Source organism: Segatella copri (assembly GCF_003465495.1).
GTDB lineage: Bacteria > Bacteroidota > Bacteroidia > Bacteroidales > Bacteroidaceae > Prevotella > Prevotella copri_G.
Genome location: NZ_QSAV01000028.1, coordinates 1 through 13,600 on the forward strand (window position 1 = coordinate 1; position 13,600 = coordinate 13,600).

The following is a 13,600-nucleotide window of genomic DNA, read 5'->3' on the forward strand; positions in this document are numbered from 1 at the left end:
CAATTAATAATTTATAATTTATAATTAATAATTATTTTGCTGCCGCCAATTCAGCGATGCACTTCTTTAAACTGTCAGTCCAGTATGGCACCTTGAATCCGAAAGTCTGCTTCAGCTTACTCTTGTCAAGTACAGAGAAGTGAGGACGCTTTACAGGGCTTGGGAACTCCTCGCTGTAGCAAGGCTGTATATCGCAAGTATTTCCGCTCAGTTCGCAGATAATCTTAGCGAAATCAAACCAAGAGCAGACACCCTCATTAGAGAAGTGGTAGATGCCCGTCTTATCCAACTGGTCAGTTTCGATGATATGTGAGATGACAGCAGCCAGGTCGCCAGCGTAAGTTGGAGTACCCACCTGGTCGAAGACCACCTTTAGGGTGTCATGGCTTGCCGTGAGACTCTGCATGGTTTTCACGAAGTTCTTACCCCACTGCGAGTAGAGCCATGCTGTACGGATGATGATATGCTTGCATCCAGTAGCTTCAATACTCTTTTCGCCTGCAAGTTTCGTTTTACCATATACCCCCAAAGGATTCGTTTCCCAATCTTCACGGCAAGGTATATTCTTGTCGCCCTGAAAAACATAGTCGGTAGATACATGAATCAAAGTACCATCTACCTCCTTCATAGCCTGTGCCAAATTTCCCGCAGCAGTACTGTTGAGCAGATTAGCCAGATCGTAATCTGTTTCAGCCTTATCTACGTTGGTATAAGCAGCGCAGTTAACAATTACCTGAATATCATTCTCCCTCACCTTTTCTCGGATAGCGTCAAGATTGGTGATATCCAGTTTTTCATAGCCTTCAGCCACATCGGTGAAGACAAACTTGTGATTGCTTTTTTGGGCACAGATTTGCATTTCATGTCCCAATTGACCATTAGCGCCTGTTACTAATATATTCATTGTTTTAATATTTTATTCAATATAATATTTTAAAGTCTACTTACCATTTCCCTCTACACATGAAGAAAACTGATATTTTCTTTCGAAATCTATTTCCTACTACCTATATATATAAATCCATTCATCTATATATAAATATGTGGCAAAGGTAAAAAAATAATTTGAGTTGACCAAAGAAAAGAAAAAGAAAAGAGAAGAAACTAACATATATTAAACAAAGACCGCCACACTTTTTCACAAAAGCATGGCGGTTTTCCCTAAAACATAATAGATAAGCTTTGCCTTTAAGGGCAAACTTGAATCATCAAGTAGCCTAGTCTATTACCAATCCTTTTTTCCCTAATATAAACTAAACCTGTTTTCCTATTTAAATCAACATACTAAATCAACAAAAGGAATTTTCTTTATCATTAAATACTTTTAGAAGACTTGAAGTGGTAATTAAACCATAAAAACTACTGTTTTCTGATTTCGGTTGCAAAGTTATATCATTTTTTTCAAAGTTGTATACCTAAGTAGTATTTTGGTAAAAAATAAGTCTACCAAAGAAACAGATAACTCCTTAAGAATCAGACACTTTAATATATTAACTATTTTTATCTAAAGTAAATTGTATTATATGAAAGGAAATTTGTATCTTTGCACCACAAAACGGACAAAAGGACGAAAATAACATTTAAAAGACGATTTTGTTATAATTATAAAGAAACATTAAAGATGAAACTACTTATATATTTACTTCTTTTGCTTACTATGCCATTGGCTGCTCAAGGCAAAACGGACGAGAAGACTTTATTGGATCGTATTGACAAGATGATTGAAAACGACCAATATTATCAGGGAATCAAGGAAAAGGAATTGAAACATCTGAAGCGGCAAGCTTATGAAGCTGAAGACGACCAAACCCGACTACTGTTTCTTGACAGCATATATCATGCCTATAGTGCTTACCGCTACGACTCAGCATACGCATATATGAAACAGGGGTTTGAATTGGCTAAAAAATGTCATAACACCTATTATATTTTACGCAACCAGATAAACCAGGCATCCATACTCTCGGTAAGGGGGTTTTATGACAAAGCAGAAAACTTACTCCAATCGCTCAATCCCGACGAGATGCCATACCAGCTGAAGCTATACTATTACTTCACATACGCCTGGCTCTACAGCTATTGGGAATCATACGCCAAGAACTCAGATTACGCCGAAGAATTCCGTGCCCAGAAGAAACAATATATGACCCTTCTGGTACAGAGTTTCAACGAAAACAATAAGCATAACGTCTTCTATCAGTATCTCATGGGCGAATACGCCTATCTCCACAACCCTACCAGCAAGGAATCGCTCAACCATTATCTGAAGGCATTGAAGATGTCGCCAGCCAAATCCCGTATCCATGCCATGTCAGCTTATGGTATAGCCAGATATTACAAAAAAACCGGCAAATTCGACCTTTACGAGGAATATCTCGTAGAGGCATCCGTGAGCGATGGATTGTGCCAACTCAAAGAAACTGTTGCGCTTCAAAAGCTAGCCTACTACATCTTTAAAAAGGATGCGAGCAACAGCAAGAGAGCTGCCAAATATATCCAGCACACTATGGAAGATGCACAGTTCTTCAACAACCAATTGCGCATGATAGAGATATCCAACATCCTTCCAGTCATCGCTTCAGCCAACCAGCAGGCTGCCGAGCGCTCTCGTACCCGCTTTCTTTGGGGGTTCATTGGTGTAAGCATAGCACTGGTCATCATCCTCATCCTCTCCTTAGTCAACAACCGACAGAAGAACAGGCTGAAGAAAAACAAGGCTGAGATTGAAGAACAGAACGAGAAGCAGAAAGAGATGAATGCACAGCTCACCGAACTGAACCAGCAGCTGATAGAGACCAATATCAAGCGAGAGACCTACATGCGCCTCTTTATGGACATCAGTGCGGCTTATATCAGCAAGTTATCAGATTACCGCAAACTGGTAAGCCGTAAGATCAAGGCAAACCAGACCGCCGATTTGCTGAAGAGTCTCAACACCCATAAATTGGAAGAAGAGGAATCACAGATGTTCTACAACCGGTTCGATAAGGCATTCATGGAGTTGTATCCGGGTTTCGTTACTGAGTTGAACAAGCTCCTGCTGCCAGAATGTCAAATGGAAGTTCCTACTACGCACGACCTGACTACTGAGATTCGCATCTTTGCCCTGATGCGACTGGGTGTAACCGACAGCCAGGAGATTGCCACCCTGCTGCATTACTCCACCCAGACCATCTATAACTACAAGTCTGGAATGCGAGCAAAGGCGATTAATCGAGATACATTCGAATCAGATATCAATCAGCTTTGCCACATCATTAATAGTTAATAATTAATAGTTTACAGTTTATAGCATAAACCGCTTTGACAATCTTGCTCAACGGCGCAGCCTCTATAAACTATAAACTATTAACTGTAAACTATTAACTAGCTTCTGTGTATCACGGTTCCGTTAGCCTGATGCGTAGCAAGAACCAGGACCTCAGCTATTTGCACATGTTCTGGAGCACTTGCAGCATAGAAGGCAACATCTGCCACGTCATCGCCGTTCAGAGGCTCTATGCCGCGGTAAACGTTGTCTGCGCGGTTCTGGTCACCATGGAAACGGATGTTAGAGAAGTTGGTTTCAACCAAACCCGGTTTCACATTGGTAACACGCACTTTCGTATGTGCCACATCAATGCGCAAGCCGTCTGTAATAGCCTTTACAGCCGCTTTGGTAGCACAATATACATTACCTCCCGCATAAGCAGCATCACCCGCCACACTACCTATATTGATTACATGACCATGATTACGCTCCACCATACCAGGTACAATCAGGCGAGTCATGGTTAAGAGGCCCTTGATATTGGTATCAATCATCTGGTCCCAATCCTCAAAATCGCCCTCATATTCAGGTTCCAGTCCACGTGCGAGTCCTGCATTATTGATAAGCACATCCACATTGCGCCACTCCTCAGGGATATAATCCACCGCTTTCTTGGCAGCTTCACGGTTACGCACATCGAAAGCCAAGGCAAGCACCTCAACGCCCTCAGCCTCGAGTTCTTTCTTCAGGATTTCCAACTTTCCCGTATTTCTACCTGTAAGAATCAGGTTATAGCCGCCACGGGCAAAACGACGTGCACAACCTTCGCCAATACCGCTTGTTGCGCCTGTAATAAGAGCAATTTTATTCATATTCTTTGATACTTTGAATTATACTTAGAACTTTTGATACTTTGAACTTTATGATTAGCGAAGCAATTGAATTCTTCACTCTTCACTTAAAGAATAAGGACTCTGACCTCAGCATTCGCCATTTTCTCTATCTGGTTCATCGGACGTTTATAATAAACACTCTGGATAGCCTTGTTGATGATGCCATGCCCCACAGCAAGAACGGTCTGGTCAGGATAAGTAACCTTGAGCCAGGTAAGGAAATTCTGGGCTCTTGATTTCATCTTTTCCAGCGTCTCTATGTTGTCCGGCCAATCCTTTGGGTCCTTCGGCAGGTCAGGGATGAATTTACCCGTAAAATCGCCCCAATCGCGCTCTCTGAGCAAGGGAGTGGTGACAATAGAATGCGAGCCGGCGATAATTTCACAGGTCTGTATACTGCGATAGAGATCGCTCGATACGAAAACATCGATAGGTGTACCCGCCATTTTCCTGGCCACTTCCTCAGCCTGCTCAATACCTTTCATATTGAGTTTTCCCGGTGTTTGTCCCTGCATAATTTGCGCCTTGTTATCCACCGTTTCACCATGGCGCACCAAATATAATTTTGTCATTGTCTTTACTTTTTCCGTCTATATCAAAAATGAGTTTTTACTTTTCCTAAGTCTATACTCCAGACATAGTTTTTACTTTCACTAAGTCTCTTTCCAAGACATCATGTTTCTGATTTTGCTTACAAAATTACGGCTTTCTATCGAGACCAACAAATAATTTGCGTTAAATATAGCAATAATTAGCGTTAAATATAGCAATAATTTAAGTTTATATAAAAAACTTCTTGCTAGTTTCGGATTTCTTTCGTAACTTTGCCCCGAAATAACAAAATCAGTTTTAGTATGAAGGTAATACACAGTTCAATATTCCGCGCAGTATGCGCCATCATCGTAGGAGTCCTGCTCATCCAATATCGTGAGCAGACCGTCACCTGGATAACCATCGCCATCGGTGTTTTGTTTTTCCTTTCAGGTGTCATCTCCCTTGCCAGTTATTGGGCAGCCAAGCGCAATGCAGAGAAGATGCAGGGCCAGATTCTGTCTGATTCCAATGGTAAGCCTATCATGGGTATGATGCCTAAATTCCCGCTTGTGAGCGTAGGCAGTCTTATCCTGGGATTGCTGCTTGCCCTGATGCCTCAGGTGTTTATCGCCTGGCTGATGTTCATCCTGGCGTTCATCCTGATTTTGGGCGCTCTGACCCAGTTTGTCAATCTGGCTTCAGCAGCTAAGATGGGACGCGTAGGCATTCTTTTCTGGCTCTTCCCTTCAGCCCTTCTTCTGCTGGGTCTGCTCGCCATCATCAAGCCTTCAGCCATCGCCTCTGCCCCTCTTTTCATCATCGGTTGGGGTATGTTCATCTATGGAGTAGTAGAGCTTCTCAACGCCTTTAAAGTCTCCAACAACAAGAGAATCTGGCTGAAGAACCAGCAGCAGAAACAGGATTCAAAGGAGATTTATGTGGATGTAGAGGAAGTGAAGAACGAAGAGTAAAACAACGAAATCATTATATCATCATATATGAATAAAATTAAAGCTCTCTTTGCCTGGTTATGGCAAAAGTTTCGCGCATTCTGGCCTTGGTACAAGGGATTGTATCAGGGCAGAGCGTGGTATACCAAGACCCTCATTGGCTTGGCAAGTTGTATAGTTGCCTTCATCTTGTATCTGGGCGCAGTAGATATCAACTTCTTATGGCTCTTCGGCAAGTCACCTGGCTATTTCTCAGGCATCCTGGATCCACAGACCTCAGAGGCCTCTGAAATCTATTCGGCTGATGGAAAGCTCATCGGCAAGTATTTCAACGAAAACCGTACTCCGGTAGAATATGATGAGGTAACACCTGATTTCTTCAAGGCACTGGTAGATACCGAGGATGAACGATTCTACAAGCATATCGGTATCGACCCTATCGGTGTGTTTGCTGCTGCGAAGGATGCACTCCTCCATCATAACGGGCGCGGTGCTTCTACCATCACACAGCAGCTGGCGAAGAACATGTTCCGTGTACGTTCGCAATATTCTACCGGTTTGCTGGGCAAGATTCCTGTACTCCGCCTGCTCATCATCAAGAGCAAGGAGTGGATCATCGCGGTAAAACTCGAAACGGTGTTCAGCAAGAAGGAAATCATCACCATGTATGCCAATACCGTAGATTTCGGTAGCAATTCCTATGGTATCAAAACCGCTGCGAAGACCTACTTCAACACCACTCCTAAGGAGTTGACCACCGGTCAGGCTGCCGTGCTCGTGGGCATGCTCAAAGCTACCACCTACTACAACCCACGCACCAACCCGGAGAACAGTCTTGCACGCCGCAACACCGTATTATATAATATGGTGACACATGGCGATCTCTCAAAAGACAGATACAATGAACTGAAAGACGAGCCTATCAAGCTCGATTTCAAGGTAGAAGAAAACTACGATGGACAGGCTAAATACTTCCGTGAAGCAGTAGCCAACTACCTGAAAGACTGGTGTAAAGACGAAGGTTACGACCTCTATACCAGCGGTTTGAAGATTTATACCACCATCGATACCCGCATGCAGAAGTATGCAGAAGATGCAGCCCGCAAGCAGATGAAACAGGTACAGCAGAACTTCAACAACCACTGGAGCATCCGCCGTACCCAGGCAGGCAAAGGCAACTGGATGGGTCAGGATCCTTGGCAGGATGAGAACCACAACGTGATACCAAACTTCATCCAGGGCATCGCCGAGCGCCAGCCATTCTACAAGGCATTGGTAGCCCGCTTCCCTAACAATCCCGACTCAGTAAACTATTACTATAAGGAGTGGGTTCACCCGGTTAAGGTGTTCGATTATGACAAGGGCAGCATCACGATGAACATGACATCAGAAGACTCCATCAAGTATATGACCACCTTCATGCACTGCGCCTTTGTAGCCATGGAGCCACAGACCGGAGCAGTAAAGGCATGGGTGGGCGATATCGACTTCGACCACTGGAAGTATGACAAGGTAACAGCCGAGCGCCAGCCTGGTTCTACCTTCAAGCTCTTTGTATATACCGAGGCGATGAATCAGGGTTTAACCCCTTGTGATAAGCGTCGCGACGAATATATCTCTATGGAGGTATACGATAAGAAGAAGCACGAAATGACCATCTGGCGTCCATCCAATGCCAACGGTTCGTTCTCGGGCGACAGTATCCCATTGAAGAGTGCCTTTGCCAAGAGTATCAACTCTGTGGCTGTAAGATTAGGACAGGAGATGGGCATCAAGCGCATCATCGAGACAGCCAAGAAGATGGGTATCAACAGTCCGCTGGATGACACCCCTTCTCTCGCCCTCGGTTCCAGCGATGTCAACCTCCTGGAGATGGCATGCGCCTACAGCACCATTGCCAACAATGGCAAGCACCACGACCCGGTATTGGTTACCAAGATTGTAGACCACGATGGTAAGGTGGTTTACGAGGGTCCTTCTACAGAAGAGCAGGTAATACCTTACAAGAGTGCCTTCCTCATGCAGCAGCTCTTACAGGGCGGTATGAAGGAGCCGGGAGGTACATCCCAGAGTCTCTGGGGCTATGTAGGCAACTACCGTGATACAGAGTTCGGTGGAAAGACAGGTACCACCAATAACCACTCCGATGCCTGGTTCATGTGTGTGAGCCCTAAGCTCGTAGTTGGTGCCTGGGTAGGAGGCGAATACCGCTGTCTCCACTTCCGCACCGGAGCCTTGGGTCAGGGTTCGAGAACCGCTCTTCCTGTGTGCGGTTACTTCCTCCAGAGTGTCTTTGGCGACCCAGCCTTCCAGCAGTATCACGGCAAGTTTGACAAGCCACAGGACAGCGATATCACCAGCGATATGTACATCTGTGCAAGCTATGCACCAAAGCCAAAGGTAGATACCACCAAGGTAGACAGTACCGCCTTCCAGGAAGAGATCGTTCTCGATGACGAAGGCAACCCTATCATCCGCGAGGTTCCTGCCAAGAAGGCTGAAGGCGAATCTGCCAACGGTACAGCCACCACAGAAGAAAAGAAAGAGAAGAAGAAGGCTAAGCCAACGGAGCAGCCTGTCAACTTCGATGATCTTTAAATTTAGTTTATAGTTTATAGTTTATAGCGGCTACGCCGTTTAGCAAGAAGGCGATTTAATGTGGCTTATGCTATAAACTATAAATTATAAACTATAAATTAAATACAATGATTGATCTCGACAACCCGGAGTTGCAGAATGCACTCCAAATCATACAGTTTACCCGTCGTTCGCTTTTCCTTACCGGAAAGGCGGGGACGGGTAAATCTACTTTTTTACGTTATATAGCCGCCAATACCAAGAAGAAACATATCATTCTTGCCCCAACAGGCATTGCGGCCATCAACGCCGGAGGAAGCACGCTCCACAGCTTTTTCAAGCTTCCTTTCCACCCGCTGCTGCCCAACGACAGCATGTATTCCGTCCGCAACATCCGCAACACCCTGAAGTATAATTCAGAGAAGATAAAGATTATACGCGAGGTAGAGCTCATCATCATCGATGAGATCAGTATGGTTCGTGCCGATATCATCGATTTCCTGGACAAGGTATTGCGGGTATATTGCCGCAACATGCGAGAGCCTTTCGGGGGCAAGCAGCTGCTTCTGGTGGGCGATATCTTCCAGCTGGAGCCTGTGGTGAGGGAAGACGACCGTCGTCTGCTCAGTCCCTTCTACCGCAGCAGTTTCTTCTTCGATGCCAAGGTGTTCGAATACTTCAAGCTCGTGAGCATCGAACTCAAGAAGGTATACCGTCAGAGCGATCCCGTTTTCATCAGCATCCTCGACCATATCCGCACGTCTCAGGTGCCCATGCAGGATCTACAGCGCCTCAACCAGCGCGTGGGAGCCCAGCTCGATGAGAGCGATTCCAAACTTGCCATCACCCTCTCTACACGCCGCGATACGGTAGATTACATCAACGACAGCCAGCTCCAGTGTCTTCCGGGAGAGCCTTGCCTCTTCCGTGGCCACATACAGGGCGAGTTTCCGGAGAGCAGTCTCCCTACCCCTATCGAGCTTTACCTCAAGACGGGGGCTCAGGTTATCTTCATCAAGAATGATATCGAGCATCAGTGGGTGAATGGAACGCTGGGCACCATCATCGGTTTTGATGAGGATGAGGATGCCAAGATTTATGTGCGCACCGAGGAAGGCAAGGATGTGATGGTGGAGCCTGCGGCATGGAGCAACATGAGATACCATTTCAATGAGGTTGAGAAAAAGATTGAGGAGGAAGAAATTGGCAGATACGAGCAGTACCCCATCCGTCTGGCTTGGGCGATAACGGTTCATAAGAGCCAGGGCCTCACCTTCAACCAGGTGAAGATTGATTTCACGGGTGGTGTCTTTGCGGGCGGACAGACGTATGTTGCCTTGTCCCGCTGCACCAGTCTCGAGGGCATCAGTCTTCAGGAGCCGTTGCGTCAGAGTGATGTTTTCGTGCGCAATGATGTCAAGCAGTTTGCCCGTCATTACAACGACCAGAGCACCATCAATACAGCGCTTACCCAGAGTAAGGCCGACAAGCAGTATCATGATGCCGTCAAGGCCTTTGACAGGGGCGATATGCAGTCGGCTCTCGATAACTTCTTCCTTGCCATCCACAGCCGTTATGATATCGAGCAGCCACTTGCCAAGCGTTTCATCCGCAAAAAGCTGAACAGGGTGAACGAGCTTCAGGCAGAGAACGAGCGGTTGCGCGAAGAAATAAGAAAGAAGGATGAAGAGAAGGAGAAGCAGCAGAAGTTCCTCAAGCGCCTTGCCACGGAGTATGTGATTATGGGGAAGGAGTGCGAAAAAGAGGGCATGAAAGAGGCTGCCATCATGAATTACCGCAAGGCCCTCACCCTTTATCCTGAGCACCCGGAGGCGAAAAAAAGGCTTTTAAAGGTAAAAAAGTAAAAAGGTAAAAGGGTAAAAAACAAAAAAAACAGGCAAAATCACTTGCCTGTTTTTTTTTTAACTATAAGCTGAAAAGCTCTATTAACTATAAACTTTCAACTATAAACTATCATCTAGTACCATTGTACAGCGTTCGAATAACCGCTTCTCTTGTCGTATTTCAGCGCATCTGTCAGGGTGGCTGCGTTACAACGGAAGGTGAAGTTGTAGCTCGTATATGGAGCGAGAACCACAGAACAGCTCATGTTAAAACAGTGAAGATCACGAGCCAGACTGGCGGTGGTCATACTGATCTTGTGGTTGTCAAAATCATAACCGGATGAGAAACTGATGTTCCAGCCATCACTGATTCTTACGTTACCACTCATGTTCAGAGTCTGGGTAAACTTGTATGCATAGCGCATCGTCTTCTCATTGAACTTCTCTCTTCGCGTATCCTCGCGCATCGTTACACCATAACCGAAGGTCAGCGACCATGGCATCTTAAACGCCATATAACCATCTGAATCCGTTTCAGCCTTTCCGCCCTTCTTGGCTGCCGTCTTACCCTTCTCCATGCTGTCGTCTACGTTGCTCTCGATGTCGGTATCCAGACCTTCATCGTCATCATCATTGCGCTGGCTGTCCTTCTTGTCGTCCTCATCATCGCCCCCGCCAAAGAGTTTCTTCAGCTTCTCCGGGTTCAGTGTGAACGAGAAGTTCTGCGACATACCCTGGAATCGTCCGAACCTGCCCTTGCCCCACTCCGTATGGGTACCCACATAAACATTGTTCTGGTCGTCCAGCTCGTAGGCATAGGTGGCAAACACAGCGTTCATGTTGAAGGTATAGTTCTTCCACCACTTCAGTCTGAGGTTGATGTTCATATCGCTCCAAGGGCGAACCTTGGCTGCGGTATTGTAACTCATGTTGATGTCGAACGCATCGATGATACTGAGTTTCTTGTATCCGGTAGAGTCCTTATCGCTCTTCACCTTCATCTCGATGTTGTTGCCCAGGGTAAACGAGATATTACCGCTCTTACCCTTGCCCGGCGCACCATAAAGGGCATTGGCATACTTCGAGTAGCTCACCAGCGATACGTTTCCGTCGGCATCGGTCTTCTGGTAGGTGTCCCAGTAGCCGTAGCGTGAAGCTCCGAAGTCTGGGGCATAACTGAAACTCACCGTAGGCGTAAACACGTGGCGCACAGCCTGTATCTTATCTCCGAAGAGCTTGCGGCTTGGTATGTAGAAACCATAGAGTTTGGTAGAGAGACCTACACTCATGTTCCAGTTATACACGTTGTTGAAACCATAGATGGTATCACATTTCTCCGTTTGGCTGGCTTCATCCCATGATCTCTCCACCTTGTTGGTATACATACGGTCGGTGAAATTGAACGATGGGTTCACGTTGAGATATTTGAAGAGCGTGAATGTAGCGCTCACCGGTATCTGATGCTGCCATCCGTTGCGCCAGTCCTTGATGAGTGAACTGTGCATCAGCTTATCCTCTTTGGTATTGATGCTGTTAGAGATGTGTCCCGTATAGCTCATGGCTATCTTCTCGTACCATTTCTCATCGCCCACCATCTTCTTTCTTCTGAACGGATAGAAGCGGGAGATGCTGATGTTCAGGTCGGGCAGCGTCATGGCGATGGATGAATCGCGCATATTCTGCGAGAGGTTGGCGGTAGAGCTGAGCGACATTCCGATGCTCGAGAAGTTGGTGCTCCAGCTTACGGAAGAGGTTCTCGTACTCTGCGTCATCGTCTGCGGATTGTAGAGCGAATTGAGGTTGTTGCGTTCGTAGCTCGATGTGGCGAAGTTCACACTTGCCGAAAGCGAACTGTATGGGTTTGCCTTGCTGTCCTGGCGGTGGCTCCATTGCAGTTTGAAGCTCTCCTGCTCGGTAAAGTCTGGCATTCCCTTGTCGCCGTTCTTCGTATCCTGGTAACTGAAGAAGAAGGAACCCGAGTATTTGTATCTCTTTCGGTAGTTGCTGGCTGCCGAGAGTCCCCACGATCCCTTGGTATAAATCTCACCCAGCAGCTTCAGGTCCCATTTATCGTTCATGGCGAAATAATATCCGCCATCTCTGAGATAGAATCCTCGTGCCGTTTCATCGCCATAGGTTGGCATGATGAAACCGCTGCTGTAGCTCTTGGTGAACGGGAAGAAGCCGTAAGGGATGGCAAGCGGCATAGGCACATCGCACACCACGAGATAGGCTGGTCCGAATACCACATCCTTGCCCGGCCTTACCTTGGCTCGGGAGAGCGAGATGTAGAAGTCGGGATGCGGATCATCGCAGGTGGTATACCTTCCGTGCTGCAGATAGATGACTCCCGATGAGTCGCGTTTCGACTTCATACCGGTCAGGAATCCGTCTTGCTGTTCTGTATATACATTATTAATAAGGGCCTTCTTGCTCTTGAAGTTGAATTTGATGGTGTCGGTATCATAGGTATCGCTACCCATCTTGAAGACAGGTTTGCCCTTGATGCCTCCCTCCGCCGTACTGTCGGGTGTACCCATCGCCTTCACGTTGCTCTTGTCCATATCCATGGAGATGCGGTCGGAACTGAGGTCCATGTTGGTATACTTCACGTTGGAGTTTCCGTAGAGATATGCCACCTTGTTCTTGGCATCGTATACGAGAGAGTCGTCCGCCTGATAGTTAACCGGTGCGTCTACTCCACCCTGTTTCTTTCTGGCGATACTGTCGAGGCGGATACTGTCATCCACCACTTTATTATGTTTCCATATAGCTTTCTGCAGCGAGTCCATCTGCGTGGTGTCGTCAGCCTGTTTCAGCTTGGGCTTTATTTCGTTGCCCAGCGAGTCTACGAACACACTGTCACCCACGCTGTCCACGGTTTCCGTCTTCTCCTTCTTCTTTTTCTTTTTCGAATCGGGCATACCCGGATTAGCCACCATCATACACGAGATGGCAGCGAGCAGCAGCATAGCTATCGTCGATTGTTTTCTCATTCAATAAATTAGAATTCTATTCAAACATGCGTTCCCATTGCTGGAAGCGTTTTACTCCTTCCTCTCCGAACTTCATGAGACTTTTTTCTGCTTTCTCAATTGTTTTTTCCCGGTCGAGGTGAGTTTTGCTGAAGAATTTATCAGCGTAGCAAATCACCTTCTCCTCCATGGTTTCCGGCAGGAAATCCTGATGTGGCAGGGGCAGGTTCTGTGCTATGATCTGTGCCTCTGTGATGCCTGCACCGGTATGGCGCTCACATACGCGGGCATGTCGCTCATATCCTTCCTTGCGCAGGATTTCTGCTCCCAGTCGTCCATGGCAGATGTAGGGCTGCGAGCCGAAACACTGTATGCCTGGGGCATCGGTCATGAAGATGCCGAGGTCGTGGAGCATAGCTGCTTCTTCGATAAACTGGGCATCGAGTTGCAATTCGGGATGATACGAAACAATCTGTAGCGCTTTTCGCGCTACAGATTGGCTATGTGTGATGAGGATATGCCGAAGCTCATTATCCTCAGGATAATACTTATCAATAATAGCTTGATAATTCATTTC

At 46.5% G+C, this 13,600-nt stretch carries 9 protein-coding genes; 4 read left to right on the forward strand and 5 right to left on the reverse strand.

The annotated features are described in order from the left end of the window. Positions 1-31: 31 nt before the first annotated feature. Positions 32-904: a dTDP-4-dehydrorhamnose reductase gene (gene rfbD, locus DWV53_RS09445; protein WP_118153140.1), complete on the reverse strand. Its 873-nt coding sequence runs from the start codon at positions 902-904 to the stop codon at positions 32-34. Positions 905-1,621: 717 nt separating this feature from the next. On the opposite strand from rfbD, the gene DWV53_RS09450 reads away from it, so the two are divergent. Then, the gene (locus tag DWV53_RS09450; protein ID WP_118153142.1) at positions 1,622-3,268 is read left to right on the forward strand and encodes a DUF6377 domain-containing protein; all 1,647 of its coding nucleotides are present in this window, start codon (positions 1,622-1,624) and stop codon (positions 3,266-3,268) included. A 98-nt stretch (positions 3,269-3,366) separates the two neighbouring features. On the opposite strand, the gene DWV53_RS09455 is transcribed toward DWV53_RS09450, so the two are convergent. Together DWV53_RS09455 and DWV53_RS09460 are read right to left on the reverse strand one after the other, a co-directional pair. After that, a complete protein-coding gene (locus DWV53_RS09455) occupies positions 3,367-4,122 on the reverse strand; it encodes an SDR family oxidoreductase (protein WP_117587184.1) in 756 nt (251 codons plus the stop codon). 86 nt (positions 4,123-4,208) lie between these two features. Further along, positions 4,209-4,715 (reverse strand): histidine phosphatase family protein, encoded by a 507-nt coding sequence (locus tag DWV53_RS09460; RefSeq protein WP_118153144.1) that lies wholly within the window; start codon positions 4,713-4,715, stop codon positions 4,209-4,211. 282 nt (positions 4,716-4,997) lie between these two features. Here DWV53_RS09460 and DWV53_RS09465 point away from each other — a divergent pair, with 282 nt between their 5' ends. The 3 genes from DWV53_RS09465 to DWV53_RS09475 all read left to right on the forward strand — a co-directional run bounded on the left by DWV53_RS09465 (position 4,998) and on the right by DWV53_RS09475 (position 10,069). Further along, the gene (locus tag DWV53_RS09465) at positions 4,998-5,648 is read left to right on the forward strand and encodes a DUF308 domain-containing protein (RefSeq protein WP_118153146.1); all 651 of its coding nucleotides are present in this window, start codon (positions 4,998-5,000) and stop codon (positions 5,646-5,648) included. Positions 5,649-5,675: 27 nt separating this feature from the next. Then, a complete protein-coding gene (locus DWV53_RS09470) occupies positions 5,676-8,225 on the forward strand; it encodes a transglycosylase domain-containing protein (RefSeq protein WP_118153148.1) in 2,550 nt (849 codons plus the stop codon). A 107-nt stretch (positions 8,226-8,332) separates the two neighbouring features. After that, a complete protein-coding gene (locus tag DWV53_RS09475) occupies positions 8,333-10,069 on the forward strand; it encodes an AAA family ATPase (protein WP_117691538.1) in 1,737 nt (578 codons plus the stop codon). A gap of 113 nt (positions 10,070-10,182) precedes the next feature. On the opposite strand, the gene DWV53_RS09480 is transcribed toward DWV53_RS09475, so the two are convergent. Together DWV53_RS09480 and DWV53_RS09485 are read right to left on the reverse strand one after the other, a co-directional pair. After that, positions 10,183-13,044, reverse strand: coding sequence for a putative LPS assembly protein LptD (locus tag DWV53_RS09480; RefSeq protein WP_118153150.1), 2,862 nt, complete (start codon positions 13,042-13,044; stop codon positions 10,183-10,185). Positions 13,045-13,060: 16 nt separating this feature from the next. Continuing rightward, positions 13,061-13,597 (reverse strand): HDIG domain-containing metalloprotein, encoded by a 537-nt coding sequence (locus tag DWV53_RS09485; protein WP_006847274.1) that lies wholly within the window; start codon positions 13,595-13,597, stop codon positions 13,061-13,063. Between the last annotated feature and the right edge of the window lie 3 nt (positions 13,598-13,600).